This window comes from Acidimicrobiales bacterium, assembly GCA_016794585.1.
Classification (GTDB): Bacteria; Actinomycetota; Acidimicrobiia; order Acidimicrobiales; family DATDAH01; genus JAEUJM01.
Window position 1 is genome coordinate 59,778 of sequence record JAEUJM010000013.1, and the last position, 23,145, is coordinate 82,922.

The following is a 23,145-nucleotide window of genomic DNA, read 5'->3' on the forward strand; positions in this document are numbered from 1 at the left end:
CCGGGTCGTTACATCGGCGCCGACGGGGCGGGGCGCCGGGTCAGGCCGGCCAGCGCACCACGGCACTGGCCCAGGCCATGCCGGCGCCGAAGCCCACGAAGAGCACCACGTCGCCCTCACGGACGCGGCCGCGGTCGAGCGCGTCGGCGAGCGCGAGGGGCACCGACGCCGCCGAGGTGTTGCCGTAGCGCTCGATCACCAGCGACAGGCGGTCACGAGGGATGCCGAGGCCGTCGGCGCCGGCCTCGAGGATGCGGGCGTTCGCCTGATGGGGCACCACGAGCGACACGTCGGCCGTCGAGAGCCCTGCCTGCTCGAGGGAGGCAGAGCACGACCCCACCATCGCCGCCACGGCCTGGGCGAACACGGCGGGGCCGTCCATGCGCAGGTAGCCGCCGAGGTCGGCCCGCAGGATCCCGGCGTCGGCCCCGTTGCTGCCGAGGTCGAACCCGAGAAGGTTGTCCTCGCCGTCGGTCGCCTCGAGGACCACCGCGGCGGCGCCGTCGGCGAAGATGATCGCGGTGCGCCGGGCGTCCCAGTCGGTGATGCGGCTCAGGGTCTCGGCGCCGACGAGGAGGATGCGCCGCAGGCCGGTGGCGAGCAGGCCGCGCGCGGCGACGAGGCCGTAGACGAAGCCGGAACAGGCGGCGTTGAGGTCGAAGGCCCCACAGTGCTGGAGCCCGAGGGCGTCCTGGACGTACGAGGCGGTGGCAGGGGTGGTCTGGTCGGGCGTGATGGTGGCGACGATGACCAGGTCGACCGGGCCGGGGGAGCGCTCCAGGGCACGGCGCCCGGCTTCCACGGCCAGCGCGGTCGTGCTGTCACCGACGCGACGCTGGGCGATGCCGGTGCGTTCGCGGATCCACTCGTCGGAGGTGTCGAGCCACCCGGCGAGATCGTCGTTGGTGACGGTCTTGTCGGGCAGGGCGGTGCCCCACCCGCTGACGCGGAAGCCGGCCACGGTGCCTCGATCTACCGGGCGGGCCTCATGGGCCCTCGCTCCCGGTCGGCGCCGCACCGAAGCGCTGCTCGTTGCTGCGGATCTGCTGTTCGCGCACGAGCGCCACGACGCCCACCAGGACGGCGAGCACCAGGAGTCGTCGGGGCCAGCGTCGCTTTCGGGTCTGCTCGGACATCGAGCACGAGGGTACGCTCCGAGTCCCCTCGAACTCACGCCCGGGTGGAGGAACGGCAGACTCGGTGGATTCAAAATCCACTGTCCGAAAGGACGTGCGGGTTCGAATCCCGCCCCGGGCACCACGCGTAATCGGCCCGGAGCGGGATCCGGTCCGGCTACTGCGGGCCGCCGGCGACCACGTCACCGCCGCGGTTGGCCGCGCAGAACGCCGGCGCCGAGTGCGTGGCGCACGCTTCGGTCACCGTCGGGAACTCGACCTGCACGCGGTCCACGCCGGGCAGGGTGATGAGCAGTCGCTGGAGGGTCCGCTCGAGGCTCTGACGGCCGAGCTCGAACAGCTCGGCGTCCTGACGGGCACCCTCGAGCATCCGCGCCTCGCCGGCGTCGGCCAGCTCCTGCTGCTGGATGGACTGGGAGTCGCCGCCGACCACCTCGGCCCCTCGGCTCAGCAGGCCGGTGGACTCGTCGATGGTGCGGACCGGGCCCGGGTCGACCTCGGCGATGCGGGGCAGGGGCGCCTGGATGCGCACGGTGCCGTCCTCGACGACGAGGTCCGACGTGCGCAGCTCCGAGAGATCGACCCGGAGCTCGACGTTGCCGGGGCCGACCTCGGCCACCTCGTGCTCGCCGGCGAGGGAGGGAGGAACGTCCTGGGAGCCGAGGAGCGGCACCTTGACGGTCACGGTGTTGTCGGCCTCGACGGTCGTGGCGGCGAGGTTGCGCTCGGCGACCACGAGGTCGGCCTGCTCGGTCAGCGCCTGGAGCACGACGGTGGGGTCGGCCTCCACCTCGGTGCGCGAGGTGGCGCCGGCCTGGAGGAACGACGTGTCGATCAGGCCGGCCCGCACGCCGAGCGCTCCGAGCGCCAGGGCGCCGAGCAGGGCGAAGAGGACGAACCAGCGGAGGGGCAGACGCGCACGGCGTCCGCGGCCGCCATCAGCAGCAACGAGGACCACAGGGGACTCCAGTTCAGAAGGGGCCAGTACCCGGGAGGTAGGGGACTGGTGTGACCGCAGCGCTGCGCTGTGCGGCCGACGTAGTCCCAACGACGACGTGCCTGCCCGGGTTCCCGATCCGCCCGGCAGTAGTCTTCGTCAATGGCCAAGTCCCTGGTCGAGCGTCGCCTCATCGAGGTCGGCGACGCCCTGAAGGCCCTCCGGGCCGATCTGCGGGTGGCCGACGAGCAACTGGCCCACCTTGCCGAGGAGGCCGAGGAGTCGCGCCTGCGCTCGCTCGTCTCCGAGACCCCGTTGGCCGAGCGCGAGTACCGCGAGTCCAAGCGTCACGCCGATGCCATGGAGCGGCATCGCCGAGAGGTGAGCGCGGAGATCGTCCGGCTCGAGCAGGCCCAGGACGAGCTCCTGGACCGCCTCATCCTCGAGCACGACTGACTCACAGGTCCGGCGGTCGTGCCCATCCGACGGGGAGGCGGAGGAGGCGTCGGCGCGGGGACTACCCTGCACCACACCCGAGCGAAAGGCCGTTGACGTTGCCCACCCGAGTCGTGATCGCCGAGGACGAGGCCATCATCCGCCTCGACCTCAAGGAGACCCTCGAAGAGGAGGGCTACGACGTCGTGGGAGAGACGGGCCGGGGCGACGAAGCCGTCGACCTGGTCAAGGAGCACGAGCCCGACATCGCCATCCTCGACATCAAGATGCCGGGCCTCGACGGCCTCTCGGCCGCCCGCGAGATCGCCGGCGAGCGCCGTGCCGCGGTGCTGATCCTCACGGCGTTCAGCCAGCGCGACCTCATCGAGCAGGCACGAGACGCCGGCGCCCTGGCCTACCTCGTCAAGCCGTTCCAGCGCAGCGAGCTCATCCCCGCCGTAGAGGTCGCCCTCGGCGTGTTCAAGGAGATGAAGGCGCTCCACGAGCAGACTGCCAACCTCGAGGAGCAGCTCGAGACCCGCAAGATCGTCGATCGGGCCAAGGGTCAGATCATGGACGCCCACGGCCTGAGCGAGCACGAGGCCTTCAGCTTCATCCAGAAGCGGGCCATGCAGGAGCGCCAGACCATGAAGGCCGTGGCCGAGCGGGTCATCGCGGGCCAGCTCGAGCCGGAGCCCAAGCCCACCTCTTGACGCTGCGGAGCGGAGCGGAGCATCTGGCATGAGCGAACCGGACCGGCGCCTGGTGATGCTCATCGACGGGAACTCGCTCACCTACCGCGCCTTCTTCGCGCTCCCCACCGACCTCGCCACCGCGGCGGGCCAGGTCACCAACGCCGTGCTCGGCTTCACCACGATGCTCACGTACCTGCTCCGCGAGCAGAAGCCCGACTCCATCGTCGTGGCCTTCGACCGGCCCGAGCCCACGTTCCGCCATGAGCGCGTCCCCACCTACAAGGGCAATCGGGACGCGGCACCGGACATCCTGCGCCAGCAGATGGGCCTGGTGCGCCAGGTGCTCGACGTGCTGCACATCACCACCGTCGAGGCCCCCGGCTTCGAGGCCGACGACATCATCGCCACGCTGGCCGAGAAGGCCAAGATCGCCGGGCACGAGGTGATGATCGTGACCGGCGACCGCGACGCCTATCAGCTCGTGGAGGACCCCCACGTCCGGGTGCTCTACAACAAGCGCGGGGTGTCCGACTACGCCCTCTACGACGAGGCGGGCATCGAGGAGCGCACCGGCGTCAGCCCCACCGAGTACGTGCAGTACGCGGCGATGCGCGGCGACAACTCCGACAACCTCCCTGGCGTCCCGGGGGTGGGGGAGAAGACCGCGGCCAAGCTCATCAAGAAGTACGGCGGGCTCGACGGCATCTTCGCCCATCTCGACGAGCAGACCCCGAAGCTCCGCGAGAACCTGACCGCCCACGAGGAGCAGGTCCGCCTCAACGCCGAGGTGATGGTGCTCTTGCGGGATCTCGACATCGAGGTCGACTTCTCCACGGCCGTGATCGACGACGTCGACCCTGACGAGGTGCGCCAGCTCTTCGACTTCCTCGAGTTCCGGGGCAAGTTCGAGCTCCTCGACGAGGCGCTCGGCGGCCGCCTGGGCAGTGGCGGCGGCGACGGCAGCCGATCATCGGGTGCCGAGGTGCTCGAGGCCGAGGTCACCGAGGCCACCACCTCCGCCGAGGCGGCGGGCCTGCTCGCCCGGTTGGCCGACGGGTCGGGACCGCTCGTCGTGGCCCCGGCCTGGACGGGCGACGAGGGCCGCTCGTCGTTCGCCGGCCTGGCCATGGTCGTCGACGGCACGGCCGCAGAGGTGGGCTGGCTCCGGGACACGGTGCTGGCCACGGACGAGGTCCGGGAGGCCCTCGGCACCCTGCTCGGCCCCGGCGGCCGCCCCCTCGCCGCCCACGGCGCCAAGGCGCTGATGCGCCGGCTGGGTGAAGACGGAGTCGACGTCGCCGTCCTGGCGGTCGACACGATGCTGGCGGCCTACCTCCTCGATCCGGCCGAGGCCCGCTACCTGTTGGGCGACCTCCTGCTGCGCTACGCCAACCTCGAGCTGCCCGACGAGTCGTCGGCCGCCGAGGGCCAGCTCGACCTCGACGGTGGCTCGGTGCCGCCCTCCCAGGAGGCCGGGCGACGCGCCCTCGCCGTCGACCGCCTGGTCGCGCCGCTCCTCGAGGCCCTGGACGTGCAGGGCCTGCGCCACCTCTACGACGACATCGAGGTCCCACTGGTGCGGGTGCTGGCGAAGATGGAGGAGGTCGGCATCGCGGTCGACCGGGCCGAGCTCGAGTCGCTCAACGCCGCGCTGGTCACCGAGTGCGCGGCGCTCACCGAGCAGATCAAGGAGGACGCCGGCCAGGACTTCAACGTCAACTCCACGCTCCAGCTCCGCGAGATCCTGTTCGACAAGCTCGGACTGACCCCGCAGAAGAAGACCAAGACCGGCTACTCCACCGATGCCGCGTCGCTCGAGAAGCTGGTCGGCCAGCACCCGATCATCGAGCACCTCCTGCGCTACCGCGAGGTCGAGAAGCTCCGTTCGACGTACGGAGAAGGCCTGCTCGCCGAGGTCGCCGACGACGGCCGCATCCACGCCACCTTCAACCAGACGGTCGCCCGGACGGGCCGCCTCAGCTCCGACGCGCCCAACCTCCACAACATCCCGGTGCGGACCGAGGGCGGCCGTGCCTTCCGGCGGGCCTTCGTCCCGGGGCCGGGCTACGAGCTCCTCGTGGCCGACTACAACCAGATCGAGCTGCGCTGCATCGCCCACCTGGCCGAGGACCCGGGGCTCATCGCCGCCTTCGAGAGCGGCTCCGACATCCACAACGAGACCGCCGCCCGCATCTTCTCGGTGCCGAACGACGAGGTCACCACCGAGCAGCGCTCGAAGGCGAAGATGGTGTCCTACGGCCTCGCCTACGGCATGGAGGCCTACGGGCTCGGGCAACGCCTCGGGATCCCCACCGAGGAGGCCGCCGAGATCCTCGACGCCTACTTCGTCGCCTTCCCGTCGGTGAAGGCGTACATGGAGGCGACCGTCGCCGAGGCGCGCGAGCGCGGCTACACGGAGACGCTGTTCGGACGGCGTCGTCAGATCCCCGAGCTCAGCTCGAGCAACTTCCGCATCCGCCAGGCCGGCGAGCGCCAGGCCATGAACGCGGGCATCCAGGGCCTCGCCGCCGACATCTTCAAGGTGGCGCTCGTGGCCCTGGACCGCGCGCTCGAGGAGCGCGGGGCCGCCAGCCGCCTGATCCTGCAGGTGCACGACGAGGTCGTCCTGGAGGTCCCGCCGGCCGAGCGCGACGAGATGGGCGAGCTCACCAGGGCCACCCTGACCGCCGCCGCGGACCTACGCGTGCCCCTCGAGGTGAACCTCGCCTTCGGGACCACCTGGGCGGACGCCAAGGCCTGAGGGGTTCAGTTCGGCCCCTGCGGTGCCGACGAGGAGGGGCAGCCCACCTTCTCCGGAGTCAGGCGATGGCCACGACCGCGAAAACCCGATCCAGCCTGTGGTTCGTCGTCATGCTCGCGGTGACCGTGTACACCTTGACCTCGGCAGGCATCGCGATCGCCACGCAGGACAAGTGCGGTGGGATGCAGGCCGAGAAGACGTGGGAGATCTTCCCGCCGGGCTGGCACTGCGCCCCGGCACGTCTGCCCGGTCAGTTCTGAGCCTCCCGTAGCCTGCGGGGCGTGACCCGCGACCACTGGTTCGAGGACCTGGCCGACCACCTCGGTTCGGCGTACCTCCGCTACTCGTTCACCAAGGGGACCGAGCAGGAGGTCGAGTTCCTCGTCGGGGCCCTGGGCCTCGCCCCCGGTGACCGGGTGCTCGACGTCGGGTGCGGTCCCGGCCGCCACGCCCACGCCCTCGGCCGGCGGGGGATCGAGGTCGTCGGGATCGACGTCTCCGAGCGCTTCGTGGCCGTCGCCGCCGAGGGGGCGCCCCCCGGGGTCACCTTCCAGCGCGCCGACGCCCGCGACCTGCCCTTCGAAGCGGAGTTCGACGCCGCCATCTCGCTGTGCCAGGGGGCGCTCGGCCTCGGGGGGCCCGACGGTGCGCTGGCCGCCGACCGCGACGTGCTCGGCGGCATGGCCCGGGCGCTCCGACCGGGCGGCCGCGTCGCGGCGAGTGCGTTCTCCGCCTACTTCCAGGTGCGGTTCCTCGAGGACACGGATTCCTTCGACGCCGCCACCGGGGTCAACCACGAGCGCACGACCCTGCGAAGCGAGGCGGGAGAGGACGCGGAGCACGACCTGTGGACCACCTGCTTCACTCCCCGCGAGCTCACGCTGCTGGCGGAGGAGGCCGGCCTGCGGGTCCGGGCGATCTGGTCGGTGAGCCCGGGCGCCTACGCCGAGCGGGCGCCGGACCTCGACTCCCACGAATTCCTGCTCGTCGCCCAGCGGCCCGCCGCTGAGGGGTAGCGAGGGCCTTCCTGCTACCTTGGTGCGCCGGTGTGCGCGGATGGACCCGCCACCAGCTACCCCACACCACCCGTGGGGCGTCCGGAAAACCCCAGAGAAGAGCATCTACGTGTCCCAGGTCGATACCGCCCCTTCGCAGCCGTCCACCGACGGTGACGAGTCCCTCCCCATGGGGACCTTCGACGAAGAGGGCAACTACATCCCCCGTGCCATCACCGAGAACGACATCGGTGCCGACGCCATGGCCGACGCCTACACGGCCACCATGGTCGACGTCGACGACGGCCAGATGGTCGAGGGCACGGTGGTCAAGGTCGACCGGGACGAGGTGCTCCTCGACATCGGCTACAAGTCCGAGGGCGTCATCCCCGCCCGTGAGCTCTCCATCCGCAACGACGTCGACCCGTCCGAGATCGTCTCGCTGGGCGAGACCATCGAGGCCCTCGTCCTCACCAAGGAGGACAAGGAGGGTCGCCTGATCCTGTCCAAGAAGCGGGCCCAGTACGAGCGGGCCTGGGGCAAGATCGAGGAGATCAAGGAGTCCGAGGGCGTCGTGAGCGGCCCGGTCATCGAGGTCGTCAAGGGCGGTCTCATCCTCGACATCGGTCTGCGCGGCTTCCTGCCCGCCTCCCTCGTCGAGCTCCGCCGGGTCCGCGACCTGCAGCCCTACGTCGGTCGCAGCCTCGAGGCCAAGATCATCGAGCTCGACAAGAACCGCAACAACGTCGTGCTGTCGCGCCGCGCCTGGCTGGAGGAGACCCAGAAGGAGCAGCGTGAGGAGTTCCTCGACAACCTGAAGCCCGGCGAGGTCCGCACCGGCACCGTGTCGTCGGTCGTCAACTTCGGCGCCTTCGTCGACCTCGGCGGCATGGACGGCCTCGTGCACGTGTCCGAGCTGTCGTGGAAGCACGTCGACCACCCCGGCTCGGTCGTGCAGGTGGGCGACGAGATCCAGGTGCAGGTCCTCGAGGTCGACCTCGACCGCGAGCGCATCAGCCTCTCGCTCAAGGCCACCCAGCAGGACCCGTGGCAGGAGTTCGCCACCAACCACCGCGTCGGCGAGCTCGTCTACGGCCGGGTCACCAAGCTCGTCCCGTTCGGCGCCTTCGTCCAGGTGGGCGACGGCATCGAGGGCCTGGTGCACATCTCCGAGATGTCGGCCCACCACGTCGAGCTGCCCGAGCAGGTGGTCACCCCCGGCGAGGAGCTGTGGGTGAAGATCATCGACCTCGACCTGCAGCGCCGCCGCATCAGCCTGTCGATCAAGCAGGCCGCCGAGGGCGGTGTCGTGGCTGCCGAGTACCAGGAGCACTTCGGCGAGCACGCCTACGACACCGAGGGCAACTACATCGGCCCCACCGGTGAGCTCGACGGCGACACCCCGAGCGACGGCCAGGAGGCGTGGGCCGAGTACTACGCCAACACCGACCCCAACGCCATCCCGCCGGGTGGCGAGCCCCCGTCGCCCGCCCCTGAGGGTGCGGCCACCGACGCCGTGGTCGAGGCGCCCGCCGAGGTCGACGCCGAGCCGGTCGAGGCCCCCGAGGCCGAGGTCGCGCCGGTCGAGGCCGAGGCCACGCCCGCCGACGAGGCAGCCGACGACGAGGCCGCGGAGGCCCCCGAGGCCTGATCCTCCGCCTCTCCGAGCAGTCCCCACCGCCGCCCTCCGGGGCGGCGGTGGCGCGTCCTGGCACAGAAACTGCCACAGGACACCTAAGCCTGACGACCTATACGGCCGACGAAGGGATGGACATTCCCGGCGCGTCGAGAGCATCGCTCGCAGCGTCAACCCGAACATCGAGGAGCGAGGTCCCTGTGAGCTCTCGGAGAACAATGATCCTCATCGCAGCGATTGCCGTCGGGGCACTCGCCGCGTTCATGATCTTCAACTACGTCGGTGGGGTCGAAGACCAGGCCAACCAGGGAGCCGAGCGGGTCGACGTCTTCGTCGTGCGCAAGGACATCCCCAAGGGGCTGCCCGGTGAGCAGGCCCGAGACGAGGGGTACATCGTGCAGGACAAGATCCCGCGCGAGTTCCTGCCGGCGACCGCCGTGCGGAGCCTCGACCAGATCGACGGCCGGGTCGCCCTGAACAACCTCGCCGCCAACCAGGTGCTCGTCGACGGGATGTTCGTCGACCCGGCCCAGGCCCAGATCGGGTTCTCGGCACGGATCCCCGACTCCCAGGTGGCCATCACGCTCTCCATCGACGAGGTGCGGGGCGTGGCGGGCCTGCTCGTCCCCGGCGACAAGGTCGACCTCCTGGTCACCGCGCAGGGCGAGGGCGAGGGCACCGACACCGGGGTCCCCAACCCGGCCATCAGCCGGATGGTGTACCACAGCGTCGAGATCCTCGCGATCGGCCAGACGGCCACCCCGCAGCCCGGCGAGAACATCACCGCGGCGAGCGCCGAGGGCGAGGACCCGGCGGCAGCCCCCTCGACGGCGGCGGCCCCCATCGCCAACAGCGGGCTCATCACCTTCCTGGTGCCGGTCGAGTCGGCGCAGCTCCTCAGTGCGCTCGACCCCGCCGAGATCTACCTGGCGCTCGTCGGCCCCGACTACGACCCCGAGCCCCTGCCGGCCCTGGAGCTCACCCCGGACACCCCGCTGCCCGGTGAGAGCGGCAGCGAGCTGACCCCCTACGGCCCGGACGGTGCGCCGGAATGAGCCTCTCCTCCTTCTTCGGCCGGGGTGACCCCGGCGGAAACGGCAGCGGGGGTGGCCCCCCGTCGGGGGGCACCGCCCTCGAGTCCCCGGTCCCGGCCCCCGAGGTCAACGGCCACGGCGCCCCGTCCCAGGGGTACGGGGCGCCGGCCAACGGCTACGGCGACCCGGCAGCCGCTCCCGGTGGCTACGGGGGCTACGACCCGCTCCCGCCGCTGAGTCCCGAGCCTGCGCCCGCCCCCTCCTACGCCCCGGCACCCGTGCCGGCGGCGCCGGCCCCCGGGTCCAACCTGCCCACCCCGAGCCTCAGCCACATCGCGATCGCGGTGGTGGACGGCGACCAGACGATCCGCACCCGACTGGCGCTCCAGCTCGGGGACACCGCAGCGCCGTTCCCCAGCGTCGACGCCCTGGCCCAGCGACTCAACGGCACGCCCGTGGTCACGGTCCTCGGGCCCTCGTGCGCTTACGGCAGCGAGCTGGCGGCGCTCGAGCGCCTGCTCCAGATGCACCCCGAGGTCGGGGCCATCCTGATCGCCGCCGAGATGTCCACCACCCTGTTGCAGCAGGCGCTGCGGGCGGGGGTGAAGGACGTCCTCGCCATCCCCCTCGACGGCAACCAGCTGGTCCAGACAGTTCAGCGGGTCGCCGACGCGCTGTCGGCCCAGGCCGCGGCGATGGTGCCCCGGGCCCCGGAGTTCAGCGGTCCCGAGCCCCTCGAGGCCACCGAGCACGGCCAGGTCATCACCGTGTTCTCCACGAAGGGCGGGTCCGGCAAGTCGGTCATCGCCTCCAACGTGGCTGTCCGCCTCGCCATGCGCAGCGACAAGCCCGTCTGCCTCGTCGACGCCGACCTCCAGTTCGGCGACGTGGCCGTCATGCTCAAGCTGGCGCCCCAGCACACCATCGTCGACGCGGTCAGTGCCATCGACCGCCTGGACGCCGGCCTGCTCCAGGGCTTCCTCGTCAGCCACGAGCCCTCGGGCCTGCTGGTGCTCCCTGCGCCCCTCGAGCCGGCCTTCGCCGACCAGATCGGCGGCCCGGAGATGGTGCGCATCGTCGAGATCCTGCGGACCTTCTGCTCCCACGTGGTGATCGACACGCCCGCCTACTTCAACGACGTGGTCCTCAACCTGATCGAGGTCAGCGACGACGTCCTGCTGGTGGCGGGCATGGACATCCCCAACATCAAGAACGTGAAGATCGGGCTGCAGACCCTGCGCCTCCTGAACACGCCGATGTCGAAGCTGCGCCTCGTGCTCAACCGAGCGAACTCCAAGGTGAAGCTCGAGGTGGGCGAGGTCGAGAAGACGCTCCAGGTCAAGGCCGACTCCCTGATCCCGAGCGACGTGGTCGTGCCCCAGGCCGTCAACAAGGGCACGCCCGTCATCCTCTCGGCGCCCAAGGCCGCCGTCAGCCGTGCCCTGGAACAGCTCGCCGACACCTTCATCGCCGCCCCGGCCGGGCGCCGGTAGGACGCACCAGCCCGACCAAGTAGGAACTCCAAGGAGGATCGATGTCGCTCTACAAGCGGCTCCACGAGGTGCAGCAGACGCCGGGCGGAGGTGCGGTCACCAAGCGCCGTGACCCCGTCCTGGACGAGCTGCGCCACAAGATCCACCACGTGCTCATCGACGAGCTCGGGCCCATCCTCTACGACAAGCGGCTCTCCGAGGACGACCTGCGCCGTCGGGTGCACGAGCAGCTGCACAACGCCCTGGCCCAGGAGCGGGCCCCGCTCTCCGCGGCCGACAAGGCCCAGCTCATCCAGGACGTCTCCGACGACATCTTGGGGTACGGCCCCATCGACCGGCTCCTCAAGGACGAGGAGATCACCGAGGTCATGGTCAACGGCCCGGAGAAGGTGTACGTCGAGCGCAACGGCCGCCTCGAGCGGGCCAACGCCAGCTTCGTGGACGAGGTCCACCTGCGGCGCATCATCGACAAGATCGTGGGCGAGATCGGCCGGCGCATCGACGAGAGCTCACCGCTCTGCGACGCCCGCCTGCCCGACGGCTCCCGAGTCAACGCCGTCATCCACCCGCTGGCCATCGAAGGCCCCTTCCTCACCATCCGGAAGTTCTCCAAGGACCCGCTCCAGGTCGACGACCTCATCCGCTTCGGCACCCTCAACGCCCATTCGGCCCGCTTCCTCCAGGCCTGCGTCGTCGGGCGCCTGAACGTGATCGTCTCCGGTGGTACCGGTACCGGCAAGACCACGACCCTCAACGTGATGTCCTCGTTCATCCCACCCGAAGAGCGCATCGTGACGGTGGAGGACTCCAAGGAGCTCCAGCTCCACCAGGAGCACGTGCTCGCGTTGGAGGCCCGCCCGCCCAACATCGAGGGCCGGGGTGAGATCACCATCCGTGACCTCGTCAAGAACTGCCTGCGCATGCGGCCCGACCGGATCGTGGTGGGGGAGTGCCGCTCCGGCGAGACCCTCGACATGCTCCAGGCCATGAACACGGGCCATGACGGCTCGATCACCACCATCCACTCCAACAGCCCCCGGGACACCCTCTCCCGCATCGAGACCATGACCCTGATGTCGGGGTTCGAGCTCCCGATCCGGGCCATCCGTGAGCAGATGGCCTCCGCGCTCGACCTGATCGTGCACCTGAGTCGTCTCCGCGACGGCACCCGTCGCATCACCCACATCACCGAGGTGCAGGGGATGGAGGGCGACGTCATCACGCTCCAGGACGTGTTCCTGTTCGACTACTCGATGGGCATCGACGAGCACGGGCGCTACAAGGGCCACCTCAAGGCCACCGGCGTGCGCCCGAAGTTCGCCGAGAAGCTCGCCGACCTCGGCATCCGCCTCGGCCCCGAGGTCTTCCAGCCCGAGCCCGGCAACCGAGCGATGGGCATCCGATGAAGCGCCTGACCCGACTCCGACTGCTCGCCCTGAGCGGCCTGGTGGGCGTCCTCGCGCTCGCCGGGCCCGCGGCCCTGGCCCAGAGCACCGGCGGCCAGGACGGCGAGCCCTTCTTCTCCATCCGCTCGGTGGACAGCGCCGACGGGCCCGAGACCATCCTCGGCATCACCTGGACGGGTGACGCCGCGGACCTCGACGGCCTGGAGGTCACCGAGAACGGCCGAGACGTCCGCCTCGGCGAGCCCACGCCGAACGCCGATCCCCGCGGGGTGGTCTTCGTCGTCGACTCGTCGGCGGCCATGGAGACGGCGCTGCCGTCGGTGAAGGACGCAGTCGCCGGCCTCGCCGCCGACCTGCCCGAGGGCACGGAGATGGCGCTCGTCAGCTACGCCGACACCACCCAGATGGTGCGTGAGTTCACCACGGACCCCCAGGCCATCGCCGACGGGGTGGACACCCTGACGCCGCAGGGCGCCGCCGCCATGTGGGACGGGATCTACGCCGGCGCCCAGGCTCTCGCCGACAGCACCGAGCTCCAGCCGAACCTGGTCGTCGTGTCGGCCTCGCCCGACAGCGCCTCGGTGACGCCGGCCAGCCGCGCCAGCGGGCTCACCACCTCGCTCGGCACCGCAGTGTTCGCCGTGGGCCTCGAGCCCGGGGCCCCGGCGGCCGCCCTCGAGCAACTCGTGAACACCAGTGGCGGGCGCTACCTGCCCACGACCGACGTCGACCGCACCATGAAGCGCGACGTCCTGCCGTCCATCGACGGCCAGTACGACGTGCTCTTCGCCACCGAGGTGAAGGCCGGCGAGGTGGTCGACCTCGAGGCCAGCGTCGGTGACCTGAGCACCGCGGTCTCGTACGTCGACGGGGGCACCGTCTCCGGGAACCTCGAGCTGTCGCCGATGGCGACCTCGAGCGGTGGTGGGGGAGGGATCCTCCACTCGAGCATGGGCAAGCTCATCGCCGTCCTGCTCGCCCTCGTGGCCGTCACGCTGGGTGCCTACGCCCTGATCCTGGTCTTCTCGAAGGACGAGGACGGGCTGTCCGCGGTCCTCCAGGTGTACTCGGAGGGCTACGGGGCCGAGGGCGAGTCCGACGACGCCGACGGCGGCGCCGCCACCAGCGCCCTCATCCAACGGGCCGTCGACTTCACCGAGGAGATCGCCGAGCGTCAGGGCCTCCTGGCCAAGACGGAGGCCTCGCTCGAACGGGCGGCCATGCCGCTGCGGGCGGCCGAGGCGCTGTTCTTCTACGGCGCCTTCACGCTGGCGGCGTTCGTCCTGATCTTCCTGCTCTCGGGCAACCTGATGGCCACCCTCGTGGTCGGCGTCGTGCTCGCCGCCATCCCCCCGATGATCGTCAGCATCAAGGCCAAGAAGCGCCAGAAGGCGTTCCTGGCCCAGCTGCCCGACACGCTCGCTCTGCTGGCCGGCACGCTGCGGGCGGGCTACTCGCTGATGCAGGGCGTCGAGGCGGTCTCGCAGGAGGTCGCCGAGCCCATGGGCAACGAGCTGCGGCGTGTGGTCACCGAGTCCCGCCTCGGGCGACCGCTGGAGGAGTCCCTCGAGGCCTCCGCCGAGCGCATGAACAGCCCCGACTTCTCGTGGGCGGTCATGGCGGTGCGCATCCAGCGGGAGGTCGGCGGCAACCTGGCCGAGCTCCTCCTCACCGTGGGCGACACCATGACCCAACGTGAGCGCCTCCGCCGCGACGTGGCGTCGCTCACCGCAGAGGGCAAGGTCAGCGCCATCGTGCTCGGCCTGTTGCCCCTGGGTCTGGCGGCCGCCATGTACGTGGTGAACCCCGACTACATCTCAGCGCTGTTCACGACGAAGGCCGGCAACGTCATGCTCGGCGCGGCGCTCGTGCTCGCCGGGTTCGGCTTCTGGTGGATGAAGAAGACCATAGAGATCGAGATCTGACATGCTCCTGCCGCTGTTCGTCCTCCTCATCGGTGCCGGCATCGCCGTCATCATCTACACGGTCCTCACCGACGTCGAAGAGAAGTCGGTCGTCCGCAGCTCGCTCCGGCAGCTCGACGGCTACGAAGTCGAGAACGTCCGCGACCAGGAGCTGCTGGTCCCGCTCCGCCAGCGGGCCTTCGTGCCGCTGCTCCACGGCCTCACAGGGCTCGGCCAGCGCTTCACCCCGGTCGGCTACGTCGACGGCGTGCGCCAGAAGTTCGTGTACTCGGGCCGGCCCAGCGCCGACGCCGTGGACCGGTTCCTGGCCATCCGGGTGGTCACGGTGGCCGCCGTGCCGGTGGTCTTCATCCTGGCGTTCTTCGTGCTCCCGCTGACCGGCAAGATGCCCTTCCTCATGTTCGCCATGACCTCGCTGGCGCTGGTGCTCGGCCCGGACGCCATGCTCAACCGTCGGGTCGAGGCCCGTCAGCACTCGATGCAGGTCCAGCTGCCCGACATCCTCGACCTCCTCGTCATCAGCGTCGAGGCCGGCCTGGGCTTCGAGCAGGCCCTGGACCGCACGGTCAAGGCGGTCCCCGGAGCGCTCTCCGACGAGTTCGCCCGCATGCTGGGTGAGACCCGGGCCGGCTCGTCCCGCAGCGACGCCATGCGGGCCCTCGAGGGGCGCACCAAGGTCCCCGAGATCCGCTCGTTCGTCCTGGCCATCCTCCAGGCCGACACCTTCGGCGTCTCCATCGGACGGGTCCTGCGGGCCCAGGCCGACGAGATGCGCATCAAGCGCCGCCAGCTCGCCCAGGAGAAGGCGCAAAAGGCGCCGGTGAAGATGCTCATCCCGATGGTCTTCTGCATCTTCCCGGCCCTCTTCGTCGTCGTCATCGGCCCCGCAGCCATCCGCATCCGCAACAACTTCTGACCCACCAAGGGCTGGACCCGGGCGACTCGGGGCCGACAGGAGTGGTGCACCGACGACGTGGCGCCACGCCGTCCGAGCACTGGGAGAAGGACATGGCGACACAGGTCGAGGCCCTGCCGGACGGCGGGCCGGACGACGATGGCGGCGAGGTCGGCGAGTTGGGCGACGGCGACGATGCACTGGCCGCCCCCGGGGCCCTCGACGGGCCCTCGGCGCCCTCCCGGCGGTGGCCACCGTCGCTGAACGCCGTCGTCGGAGGGGCCTTCGCGCTCTGGGGCCTCGTCATCGGCCTCGCCCCGCTCCGCGACAACAGCTTCCTCACCCACCTCGCCACGGGCCGGCTCCTGCTGGACGGGGGCATCCCGACCGCCGACCCGTACTCGTGGACGGCCCAGGGGAGCCCGTGGGTGGTCCAGAGCTGGCTCGCGTCACTCGTCTACGGCCTCGCCGACCAGCTCGGCGGCGGCACCGGCCTGCGCCTCCTCATGGGCGCGCTGACCGCGGTGCTGGCCGCCCTCGTGTGGCGGCTGGCGCGCCCCGCCGGCTCGCTCATCGCCCGGGTCGCCATCGTGGCGCTCGTGGTGGGCATCGGCACCGAGGCATGGACGGAGCGCCCCCTCCTGTTCGGTCTCGTGTTCCTCGCCGTCCTGCTGGTCGCCGCGGAGGACGGCCTCGACCCACGGTGGGCCGTGCCCGTGTTCTGGCTCTGGGTCAACGTCCATGGCTCCTTTCCGCTCGGTCTGGTGGCGCTCGGACTGCTCGCCCTCGGCCGTCACCTCGACGGGGGCAGCTCCCGCACGGAGCGTCGCGTCCTCCTGTGGGGGCTCCTGGGCACCGCCCTGGGCGCCCTCAACCCACTCGGGCCCAAACTCCTGCTGTTCCCGGTGCAGCTCCTGAGCAAGCAGGAGACGCTCCGCAACATCGTCGAGTGGAAGTCGCCCACCTTCGACACGGTGGGCCAGCGGCTGTTCCTCGTCCAGGTCGTCGTGGCCGTGGTCCTCCTCGTCCGCCGGCCGAGCTACCGGGTCGCGCTCCCGCTGGTCGTGTTCACCGCCGCCGCGCTGCTCGGGCTGCGCAACGTGCCCGTCGCCAGCCTCGTGCTCGTGCCCGGGATGGCGATCGGCGTCGCCGGCCTGGGCTCGATCGACGGCGCCCGGCGGTCGCTCGGGACCGCCGTCGGTGCGATCGCCCTCGTCGCCCTGGGGCTGTTGGTGACGGTGTCGGAGTCGGGCCGCGAGAACTTCGCGCTCGGGGCCTACCCCGTCGACGCCGTGGAGTGGCTCGACGGCGAGGGCCTGGTGGGGACCGACGTGCGCCTCGTGAGCCGGGACTACGTGGGGAACTACCTCGAGGCCCTCGAAGGGGACGACGTACGGGTGTTCATGGACGATCGCTACGACATGTATCCCGCCGAGGTGTCCGCGGACTACATCGATCTGGTGAAGGGGCTCGACCCCGGAGCGGTGCTCGAGCGCCACGACGCCGAGGTGGTCCTCTGGGACCGGGACACGCCGTTCGCGTCCTGGCTGGAGGAGGCGGACGGCTGGGGCGTCGTGTACGAGGACGACGACTGGATCGTGGCCTGCCCGAGGGCCGACGCCGAGGCCCCCGCCCGGTGTCCCGTGCCTGCCTCCTGATCCGAACCGCACGCCGCCGGGCGCGCCCCGCGTCCGTCCCCGGACGCGACGAGGGGGCGGCACCTGGACGGTGCCGCCCCCTCTTCACGGCCTCTCGGCTCGATCCGCCGCTACCCGGCGCTCACGATCGAGTTGCTGGACTGGTTGAGGCTGTTGCCGCTCTGGCCGCCGAAGTAGGACAGGGCCGCAAGGCACACCATCGCGATCAGCGAGATCATGAGCACGTACTCCACCAGCGAAGCTCCCCGTTCTGACGTGCCGCCGTGCCGAGCCAGGAGCCAGGTGAGCAAGTACTCCAGATGGAGCATCGCACCTCGCTTTCCCGAACACGGGTGGGGGTGACGGCCAAGCCGTCACCCCCACCGTGCACGTCCCGGCCTCGTCAGCTGATCGAGGTGCCGACGCTGTCGAACTTCTTGGAGGCGTTGTTGCCGAGCACGGTCACCGCGGCGATGCACACCACGGCGATGAGGGCCACGAGGAGCGCGTACTCGACGAGGGAGGCACCACGCTCGCTGTTGGCGAAGCGGGCACGGAACCAGTTGGCGAGGAACTCGTAGGTGAGGGTCATCGGTGTTTCCTTTGGTCAGTCATTCCGCGTCCCGCCGTTCGACGGGATCGTTGCTGCCCTTGATGCATCGGCCTGTTCAGGGCCCGCCTGTAGCGGAGATCCGGGCAATCTGGGTGCCCTCCGGGCTTCGGCGGGGTGCCCCACGGGCGCGTCGAGGCCGCCGGGCCGAGGCCCGGCGGCAGGGTCGGTGAGGGGGGCAGGGGAGCGCGTCAGTCGAGGTGGACGATGCCCATGCGGACGGCCTGGAGGACGGCCTGGGTGCGGTCCCGGGCGTCGAGCTTCTGGTAGATCGACGCGAGATGGTTCTTCACGGTCTTCTGGCTGATGTAGAGGCGTTCGGCGACCTCGGGGGTCGAGCAGCCGTCGGCGATGAGCTGGAGGACCTCCTCCTCACGCCGCGTGACCACCCGCTCCTCGTCGGGACCGCCCGCCGGCCGTCCGTCGATGCGCCGGACCTCGTCCAGCATGGAGGCGGCCAGGCGGGGCGAGATGATGGTGTCGCCGCGAGCGGTCATGCGCACGGCCTCGGCGATCTCCTCGGTCGAGCAGTCCTTCACGAGATAGCCGCTGGCGCCGGCGCGGATCGCCGAGGCGAGCACGTCCTGGTCGGCGTGCATCGTGAGCATCACGACCTTCACCTGGGGGAGCGCGCTGCGGATGCGCCGGGTCGCCTCCACACCGTCGAGCTCGGGCATGGTCACGTCCATCAAGATGACGTCGGGCTGGAGGACCCGGGCCAGCTCCACGGCCTCGGCGCCGTCACGGGCCTCGCCCACCATGTCGAAGCCCTGCTCCGCCATCGACCGACGCAGGCCCTCGCGGAGCATGCGGTGGTCGTCGGCCAGCATGAGCCGGATGCCGGCGTGCAGGGCGGCCAGCGATGCGGCTCGAGCGGCCGGGTTCTGGGCTGCGGTGTCGTAGATGGTCATGTCATCCCCCTTGGAGAAGGCATCGGACGCGGGTGCCCTTGCCCTGAGCGGACACGAGCTCGAGCGTGGCGCCGATGCTGGACGCTCGCTCTCGCATGCCGACGATGCCGTACGAGTCCAGGCGGCCACTGCGGCCCTCCGGGAACCCGGCACCGTCGTCGAGCACCTCGAGAGCGGCCGAGGTGCCGTTGCAGCGCCACACGATCCGCACCTTCGAGGCGTGGGCGTGGCGCTCCACATTGGTGAGTGCCTCCTGGGCGATCCGCCACATCTCCCGTTCCTGGAGGATGGGCAGGCGAGGCCCACGGTCGGCGAAGAGGCGCACCTCGATGCTGCTGCGCTCGGCCACGCGCTTGGCGTAGGCCTCGATGGTGTCGGCCATGTCCTGGCTCTCCGAGACGTCGGTGCGCAGGTCGTACAGGGTGTCGCGCACCTCGCGGATCACCCCGCGGACGTCGCCGCGCAGCTGCTCGAGCGACGGGCCGACGTCGTCGCCCTTGGTGTCGGCCGAGACGATGCGGTCCAGCTCGAAGGCGAGGTAGGCGAGTGACTGCCCGATGCGGTCGTGGAGGTCACGGGCGATGCGCGTCCGCTCCTCGTCGGCACCGACGGTGCGCAGCCGGGAGAACCAGCGGGCGTTGTCGATGGCCAGGGCGGCCGGCTCGACGAAGCCGTTGAGGAGCTCCACGTCCCGGGCGCTGAAGTGGTGGGCGTCGGCGTGCTCGATCGACAGCAGCCCGATCATGGCGCCGCGGGCTCGCAGCGGCGTGTACAGCCCGGACGAGGTCGACGGGACCAGCCCCGGACCACCCTCGCGCAGCAGGTTGCCCTGGGCGACCAGCGCCTGGGTGGTCACGACCTCGAGCAGCGGCGGCGGGAGCTGGGCGGTGGGGATGCGCTCGGGGAGGCGGGTCCCGTCCCGGCGGGCGACCACCCACATGGAGGAGTCCGTGTCGTCGAGCAGCAGGATGACCGCGGCGTCGTAGTCGAACAGGCCCCGCAGGCGGGTCACCGTGGTGTCCAGCACCTCGTCGAGGTCGAACGACGCCGGCAGCGTCTGGGTCACCCGGTGGAGGGAGAACAGCAGGGCGTTGGCGTCGGCGAGGCGGCCGAGCCGGTCGAGGGCCACGGAGTGCTGGCGGTCGGCCTCGCCCGAGATGCGCCGGGCGTAGCCGGCGACGAGCGCCACCATGAGCATGACCACGACCCACTGGGCCGAGGCGCGCACGGCTTCGGCGTCCATGTCCGCCCCGGCGAGGTCGGGGAGGGCCACGGCCAGCGCCGAGGCGCCCGCCACCCGCAGGCCGAAACCGAAGCCACGGGCGAAGCCGGCGACGATGATCGCGGTGACCAGCGAGAAGACGAACGGCGAGTCCCAGTAGCCGGTGGAGGCCACGGCCAGCACCGGGATGGCGAGCTCCGCGAGGACCGAGATCAGGCTGCGGGTGTCGCCGTTGTACTCGAGCGGTCGGGCGGTCCGGATGATGGTGAGCGCCATGATGACGCCGCACCAGGCGACCACCTTCCAATCCGCCTCGATGAAGAACGGCACCGACAGGGCGACCGACACCGCCGTCGTGCCCCAGCGGATGGCGAGGATGGCGGGGTTGAAGGGCTCGAGCAGGTCGACGTCGTCGACGAGACCGGCGGCGACGAGGTCGTCCTCGTCACGGATCCCGCCCGCACGGGTCAGGCGGGCGGTCTGGCGGCGCCACGAACGGCGTCGGGGCGCGTCACCGTCCGGATCGCCCTCACCCGTCTGGACCTCGTCGAGGACCGTACTCATCGCCGTCGCTCCCAGTCACCGCCACGGTGGTGCGGTGTCGCGCTCATCACACCTTCGATCGGAACACCCGTTCCATCGGCAGGTCCCGGGGAGAGCTAAGGTCCCGCGCTCGTGATCCTCGTGGGCCTCACCGGCGGCATCGGCGCAGGGAAGTCGACCGTCTCCGCGCTGTTGGCCGAGCGGGGCGCGGTCGTCATCGACGCCGACGCCATCACCCACGAGCTCCAGCGCGCCGGCACCCCGGTGCTGGCCGCGATCGTCGAGCGCTTCGGAGACGGGGTGCTCGCCGCGGACGGCGAGCTCGATCGGCCCGCGCTGGCGGCCATCGTGTTCAACGACGCGGACGAGCTCGCCGCCCTCAACGCCATCGTGCACCCCGCCGTCGGGGCCGAGATGGCCGAGCGCATGGCGGCGGTCGCCGGGACCGACCACGTGGTCGTGCTGGACGTCCCGCTGCTCGTGGAGTCCGGCCGCGCCGACATGGCCGGCATCGTGGTGGTGGACGTGCCGCCCGAGGTGGCCCTCGACCGCCTCGTGCACCAGCGGGGGGTCCCGGAGGACGACGCCCGCGCCCGCATGGGTCGCCAGGCCTCGCGTGAAGACCGGCTGGCCAAGGCGGACCGCGTCATCGACAACTCGGGCACGCTCGACGAGCTCGAGGCGCAGGTCGACGACGTGTGGGCTTGGATGCAGGCCCTTCCCCACACGCCCGACGCACCCTGAGCGAGGAACCCGCCCGGCCGGGCTCGGGGCCCTCCGGGGCCGGGTTCGTTGTCGCACCCCCTCGGTAGAGTGCGCTCGTGCCGCCGTTCCGGGTCGTCTCCGACTTCGAGCCCGCAGGGGATCAGCCCGCCGCCATCGCCGCGCTGAGCGAGGGCATCGATCGCGGCGACCGCTTCCAGACCCTCCTCGGCATCACCGGCAGCGGCAAGAGCGCCACCATCGCGTGGACCATCGAGCAGGTGCAGCGCCCCACGCTCGTCATCGCGCCGAACAAGTCGCTGGCCGCGCAGCTGGCCAACGAGTTCCGGGAGTTCTTCCCCGACAACCGGGTCGAGTACTTCGTCTCCTACTACGACTACTACCAGCCCGAGGCCTACATGGCCGCGAGCGACACGTACATCGAGAAGGACTCGTCGGTGAACGACGAGATCGACCGCCTGCGCCACTCGGCCACGTCGGCGCTGCTCACCCGACGCGACACCATCGTCGTCGCGTCGGTGTCGTGCATCTACGGCCTGGGCTCGCCCGAGGAGTACGAGCAGCAGCTCCTGCACGTGCGGGTGGGGGAGGAGCACGAGCAGCGGGCCATCCTGCGCCGCCTGGTCGACATGCAGTACGAGCGCAACGACATGAACCTGGTACGGGGCAAGTTCCGCGTCCGGGGGGACACGGTCGAGATCCACCCGGCCTACGACGAGCACGCCGTGCGCATCGAGCTCTTCGGCGACGAGGTCGAGGCCATCACCGAGGTCGACCCGCTCACCGGTCAGCTGGTGGCCACGCTCGACGAGCTCGTGGTGTTCCCCGCCACCCACTACGTGGCCGGCGAGGAGCGCATGAAGGCGGCCATCACCCGCATCGAGGCCGAGCTGCAGGAGCGCCTGGCGTGGTTCGAGTCCGAGGGCAAGCTGCTCGAGGCGCAGCGACTGCGCATGCGCACGCAGTACGACCTCGAGATGATGCAGGAGCTCGGCTTCTGCAACGGCATCGAGAACTACTCGGCCCCCATCGAGGGCCGCGGCCCGGGCACGCCGCCCAACACGCTGCTCGACTTCTTCCCCGACGACTACCTCGTCGTGCTCGACGAGTCGCACGTGGCCGTGCCCCAGCTGCACGGCCAGTACGAGGGCGACCGGTCGCGCAAGGAGAACCTCATCGAGTTCGGGTTCCGCCTCCCCTCGGCGGCCGACAACCGCCCGCTGCGGTTCGAGGAGTTCATGGAGAAGGTCAACCAGGTCGTCTTCCTCTCGGCCACCCCGAGCGACTACGAGCTGTCGCACTCCAGCCAGGTCGTCGAGCAGATCGTGCGCCCTACCGGGCTCATCGACCCGGAGATCATCGTCAAGCCCACCAAGGGCCAGATCGACGACCTCGTCGAGGCCATCAACGAGCGCATCAAGGTCGACGCCCGCGTCCTCGTCACGACCCTCACCAAGAAGATGGCCGAGGACCTGACGGACTACCTCCTCGAGCTCGGGCTCCGGGTGCGCTACCTGCACAGCGAGGTCGACACCATCGAGCGCATCGAGATCCTGCGGGACCTGCGCCTCGGCGAGTTCGACGTGCTCGTGGGCATCAACCTGCTGCGGGAGGGCCTCGACCTGCCCGAGGTGTCGCTGGTGGCCATCCTCGACGCCGACAAGGAGGGCTTCCTCCGCAGCGAGACGTCGCTCATCCAGACCATCGGCCGGGCCGCGCGCAACGTCGACGGGCAGGTGGTCATGTACGCCGACACCGTCACCGACTCGATGCAGCGGGCCATCTCCGAGACGAACCGCCGGCGCGGGCTCCAGCAGGCGTACAACGAGGAGCACGGCATCGACCCGCAGACGATCCGCAAGGCCGTCACCGACATCCTGGCCCAGCTCCGCCCTGCCGAGGGCGTCCCCGTGCCCGGCGCCGATCGCCGGTCCCGCAAGCGTGACCAGCGTTCGGACTTCGCCGACCTGCCCCACGACGAGCTCGGACGTCTGATCCGCACGCTCGAGGAGGAGATGCACGAGGCGTCCGCCGAGCTGCGCTTCGAGTACGCGGCCCGCTTGCGGGACGAGATCGCCGACCTCAAGCGCGAGCTGCGCGAGGTGGTCTGAGGCCGCACGCGGTTCACCACCTCGCCTGGGGCAACTCGGG

The 23,145-nt window shown here is 70.8% G+C and carries 21 protein-coding genes and 1 tRNA gene; 15 read left to right on the forward strand and 7 right to left on the reverse strand.

From position 1 onward, the window contains the following. Positions 1-40: 40 nt before the first annotated feature. Both JNK12_05900 and JNK12_05905 read right to left on the reverse strand, forming a co-directional pair. Positions 41-961, reverse strand: coding sequence for a ketoacyl-ACP synthase III (locus JNK12_05900; GenBank protein ID MBL8775441.1), 921 nt, complete (start codon positions 959-961; stop codon positions 41-43). Positions 962-986: 25 nt separating this feature from the next. Then, the gene (locus tag JNK12_05905; protein MBL8775442.1) at positions 987-1,136 is read right to left on the reverse strand and encodes a hypothetical protein; all 150 of its coding nucleotides are present in this window, start codon (positions 1,134-1,136) and stop codon (positions 987-989) included. Between the two features lie 38 nt (positions 1,137-1,174). Between JNK12_05905 and JNK12_05910 the strand changes: the two genes are divergently transcribed. Next, positions 1,175-1,260: transfer RNA gene (locus tag JNK12_05910), tRNA-Leu, on the forward strand. Positions 1,261-1,293: 33 nt separating this feature from the next. On the opposite strand, the gene JNK12_05915 is transcribed toward JNK12_05910, so the two are convergent. Next, positions 1,294-2,094, reverse strand: coding sequence for a DUF4230 domain-containing protein (locus tag JNK12_05915; protein ID MBL8775443.1), 801 nt, complete (start codon positions 2,092-2,094; stop codon positions 1,294-1,296). 141 nt (positions 2,095-2,235) lie between these two features. Between JNK12_05915 and JNK12_05920 the strand changes: the two genes are divergently transcribed. The 12 genes from JNK12_05920 (at position 2,236) to JNK12_05975 (ending at position 17,006) form a co-directional block, all read left to right on the forward strand. Next, positions 2,236-2,529, forward strand: a complete 294-nt coding sequence (locus tag JNK12_05920; GenBank protein ID MBL8775444.1) for a hypothetical protein — start codon at positions 2,236-2,238, stop codon at positions 2,527-2,529. Between the two features lie 98 nt (positions 2,530-2,627). Further along, positions 2,628-3,221 (forward strand): response regulator, encoded by a 594-nt coding sequence (locus tag JNK12_05925; GenBank protein MBL8775445.1) that lies wholly within the window; start codon positions 2,628-2,630, stop codon positions 3,219-3,221. 28 nt (positions 3,222-3,249) lie between these two features. Then, positions 3,250-5,964, forward strand: a complete 2,715-nt coding sequence (gene polA / locus JNK12_05930) for a DNA polymerase I (protein ID MBL8775446.1) — start codon at positions 3,250-3,252, stop codon at positions 5,962-5,964. A gap of 65 nt (positions 5,965-6,029) precedes the next feature. After that, complete coding sequence (locus tag JNK12_05935) at positions 6,030-6,224, forward strand: hypothetical protein (GenBank protein MBL8775447.1); 195 nt, start codon at positions 6,030-6,032, stop codon at positions 6,222-6,224. Positions 6,225-6,236: 12 nt separating this feature from the next. Next, positions 6,237-6,980, forward strand: coding sequence for a class I SAM-dependent methyltransferase (locus JNK12_05940; protein MBL8775448.1), 744 nt, complete (start codon positions 6,237-6,239; stop codon positions 6,978-6,980). Between the two features lie 169 nt (positions 6,981-7,149). Next, positions 7,150-8,610 carry a 30S ribosomal protein S1 gene (gene rpsA, locus JNK12_05945; protein ID MBL8775449.1) on the forward strand — a complete coding sequence of 487 codons (1,461 nt, stop codon included), beginning with the start codon at positions 7,150-7,152 and terminating at the stop codon, positions 8,608-8,610. Between the two features lie 203 nt (positions 8,611-8,813). Continuing rightward, complete coding sequence (gene cpaB / locus JNK12_05950) at positions 8,814-9,650, forward strand: Flp pilus assembly protein CpaB (protein MBL8775450.1); 837 nt, start codon at positions 8,814-8,816, stop codon at positions 9,648-9,650. Further along, the gene (locus JNK12_05955) at positions 9,647-11,122 is read left to right on the forward strand and encodes a P-loop NTPase (protein ID MBL8775451.1); all 1,476 of its coding nucleotides are present in this window, start codon (positions 9,647-9,649) and stop codon (positions 11,120-11,122) included. Before cpaB ends, JNK12_05955 begins: the two co-directional genes overlap by 4 nt. 41 nt (positions 11,123-11,163) lie before the next feature. Further along, positions 11,164-12,528: a CpaF family protein gene (locus JNK12_05960; GenBank protein ID MBL8775452.1), complete on the forward strand. Its 1,365-nt coding sequence runs from the start codon at positions 11,164-11,166 to the stop codon at positions 12,526-12,528. Continuing rightward, complete coding sequence (locus tag JNK12_05965; protein ID MBL8775453.1) at positions 12,525-14,453, forward strand: type II secretion system F family protein; 1,929 nt, start codon at positions 12,525-12,527, stop codon at positions 14,451-14,453. Before JNK12_05960 ends, JNK12_05965 begins: the two co-directional genes overlap by 4 nt. A 1-nt stretch (position 14,454) precedes the next feature. Then, positions 14,455-15,369 (forward strand): type II secretion system F family protein, encoded by a 915-nt coding sequence (locus JNK12_05970; protein MBL8775454.1) that lies wholly within the window; start codon positions 14,455-14,457, stop codon positions 15,367-15,369. A gap of 44 nt (positions 15,370-15,413) precedes the next feature. Then, complete coding sequence (locus JNK12_05975; protein MBL8775455.1) at positions 15,414-17,006, forward strand: hypothetical protein; 1,593 nt, start codon at positions 15,414-15,416, stop codon at positions 17,004-17,006. Between the two features lie 110 nt (positions 17,007-17,116). Here the strand turns inward: JNK12_05975 and JNK12_05980 are convergent, their stop codons facing one another. The 4 genes from JNK12_05980 to JNK12_05995 all read right to left on the reverse strand — a co-directional run bounded on the left by JNK12_05980 (position 17,117) and on the right by JNK12_05995 (position 20,292). Continuing rightward, positions 17,117-17,314 carry a hypothetical protein gene (locus JNK12_05980; GenBank protein ID MBL8775456.1) on the reverse strand — a complete coding sequence of 66 codons (198 nt, stop codon included), beginning with the start codon at positions 17,312-17,314 and terminating at the stop codon, positions 17,117-17,119. Between the two features lie 74 nt (positions 17,315-17,388). After that, positions 17,389-17,577 carry a Flp family type IVb pilin gene (locus JNK12_05985; protein ID MBL8775457.1) on the reverse strand — a complete coding sequence of 63 codons (189 nt, stop codon included), beginning with the start codon at positions 17,575-17,577 and terminating at the stop codon, positions 17,389-17,391. Positions 17,578-17,786: 209 nt separating this feature from the next. Continuing rightward, the gene (locus JNK12_05990) at positions 17,787-18,506 is read right to left on the reverse strand and encodes a response regulator transcription factor (GenBank protein MBL8775458.1); all 720 of its coding nucleotides are present in this window, start codon (positions 18,504-18,506) and stop codon (positions 17,787-17,789) included. Between the two features lies 1 nt (position 18,507). Next, positions 18,508-20,292: a GAF domain-containing sensor histidine kinase gene (locus tag JNK12_05995; GenBank protein MBL8775459.1), complete on the reverse strand. Its 1,785-nt coding sequence runs from the start codon at positions 20,290-20,292 to the stop codon at positions 18,508-18,510. A 111-nt stretch (positions 20,293-20,403) separates the two neighbouring features. Here JNK12_05995 and JNK12_06000 point away from each other — a divergent pair, with 111 nt between their 5' ends. Further along, a complete protein-coding gene (locus JNK12_06000; GenBank protein MBL8775460.1) occupies positions 20,404-21,015 on the forward strand; it encodes a dephospho-CoA kinase in 612 nt (203 codons plus the stop codon). 77 nt (positions 21,016-21,092) lie between these two features. Beyond that, on the forward strand, positions 21,093-23,105 hold the full coding sequence (uvrB, locus tag JNK12_06005; GenBank protein ID MBL8775461.1) for an excinuclease ABC subunit UvrB: 2,013 nt from the start codon (positions 21,093-21,095) through the stop codon (positions 23,103-23,105). Positions 23,106-23,145 lie beyond the last annotated feature (40 nt).

Coding starts and splice junctions, on each gene's coding strand:
- JNK12_05905 (MBL8775442.1), bottom strand. CDS start 1,136: ATGTCCGAGCAGACCCGAAAGCGACGCTGGCCCCGACGACTCCTGGTG.
- JNK12_05920 (MBL8775444.1), top strand. CDS start 2,236: ATGGCCAAGTCCCTGGTCGAGCGTCGCCTCATCGAGGTCGGCGACGCC.
- polA (MBL8775446.1), top strand. CDS start 3,250: ATGAGCGAACCGGACCGGCGCCTGGTGATGCTCATCGACGGGAACTCG.
- JNK12_05935 (MBL8775447.1), top strand. CDS start 6,030: ATGGCCACGACCGCGAAAACCCGATCCAGCCTGTGGTTCGTCGTCATG.
- rpsA (MBL8775449.1), top strand. CDS start 7,150: ATGGGGACCTTCGACGAAGAGGGCAACTACATCCCCCGTGCCATCACC.
- cpaB (MBL8775450.1), top strand. CDS start 8,814: ATGATCCTCATCGCAGCGATTGCCGTCGGGGCACTCGCCGCGTTCATG.
- JNK12_05955 (MBL8775451.1), top strand. CDS start 9,647: ATGAGCCTCTCCTCCTTCTTCGGCCGGGGTGACCCCGGCGGAAACGGC.
- JNK12_05960 (MBL8775452.1), top strand. CDS start 11,164: ATGTCGCTCTACAAGCGGCTCCACGAGGTGCAGCAGACGCCGGGCGGA.
- JNK12_05965 (MBL8775453.1), top strand. CDS start 12,525: ATGAAGCGCCTGACCCGACTCCGACTGCTCGCCCTGAGCGGCCTGGTG.
- JNK12_05970 (MBL8775454.1), top strand. CDS start 14,455: ATGCTCCTGCCGCTGTTCGTCCTCCTCATCGGTGCCGGCATCGCCGTC.
- JNK12_05980 (MBL8775456.1), bottom strand. CDS start 17,314: ATGCTCCATCTGGAGTACTTGCTCACCTGGCTCCTGGCTCGGCACGGC.
- JNK12_05985 (MBL8775457.1), bottom strand. CDS start 17,577: ATGACCCTCACCTACGAGTTCCTCGCCAACTGGTTCCGTGCCCGCTTC.
- JNK12_05990 (MBL8775458.1), bottom strand. CDS start 18,506: ATGACCATCTACGACACCGCAGCCCAGAACCCGGCCGCTCGAGCCGCA.
- JNK12_05995 (MBL8775459.1), bottom strand. CDS start 20,292: ATGAGTACGGTCCTCGACGAGGTCCAGACGGGTGAGGGCGATCCGGAC.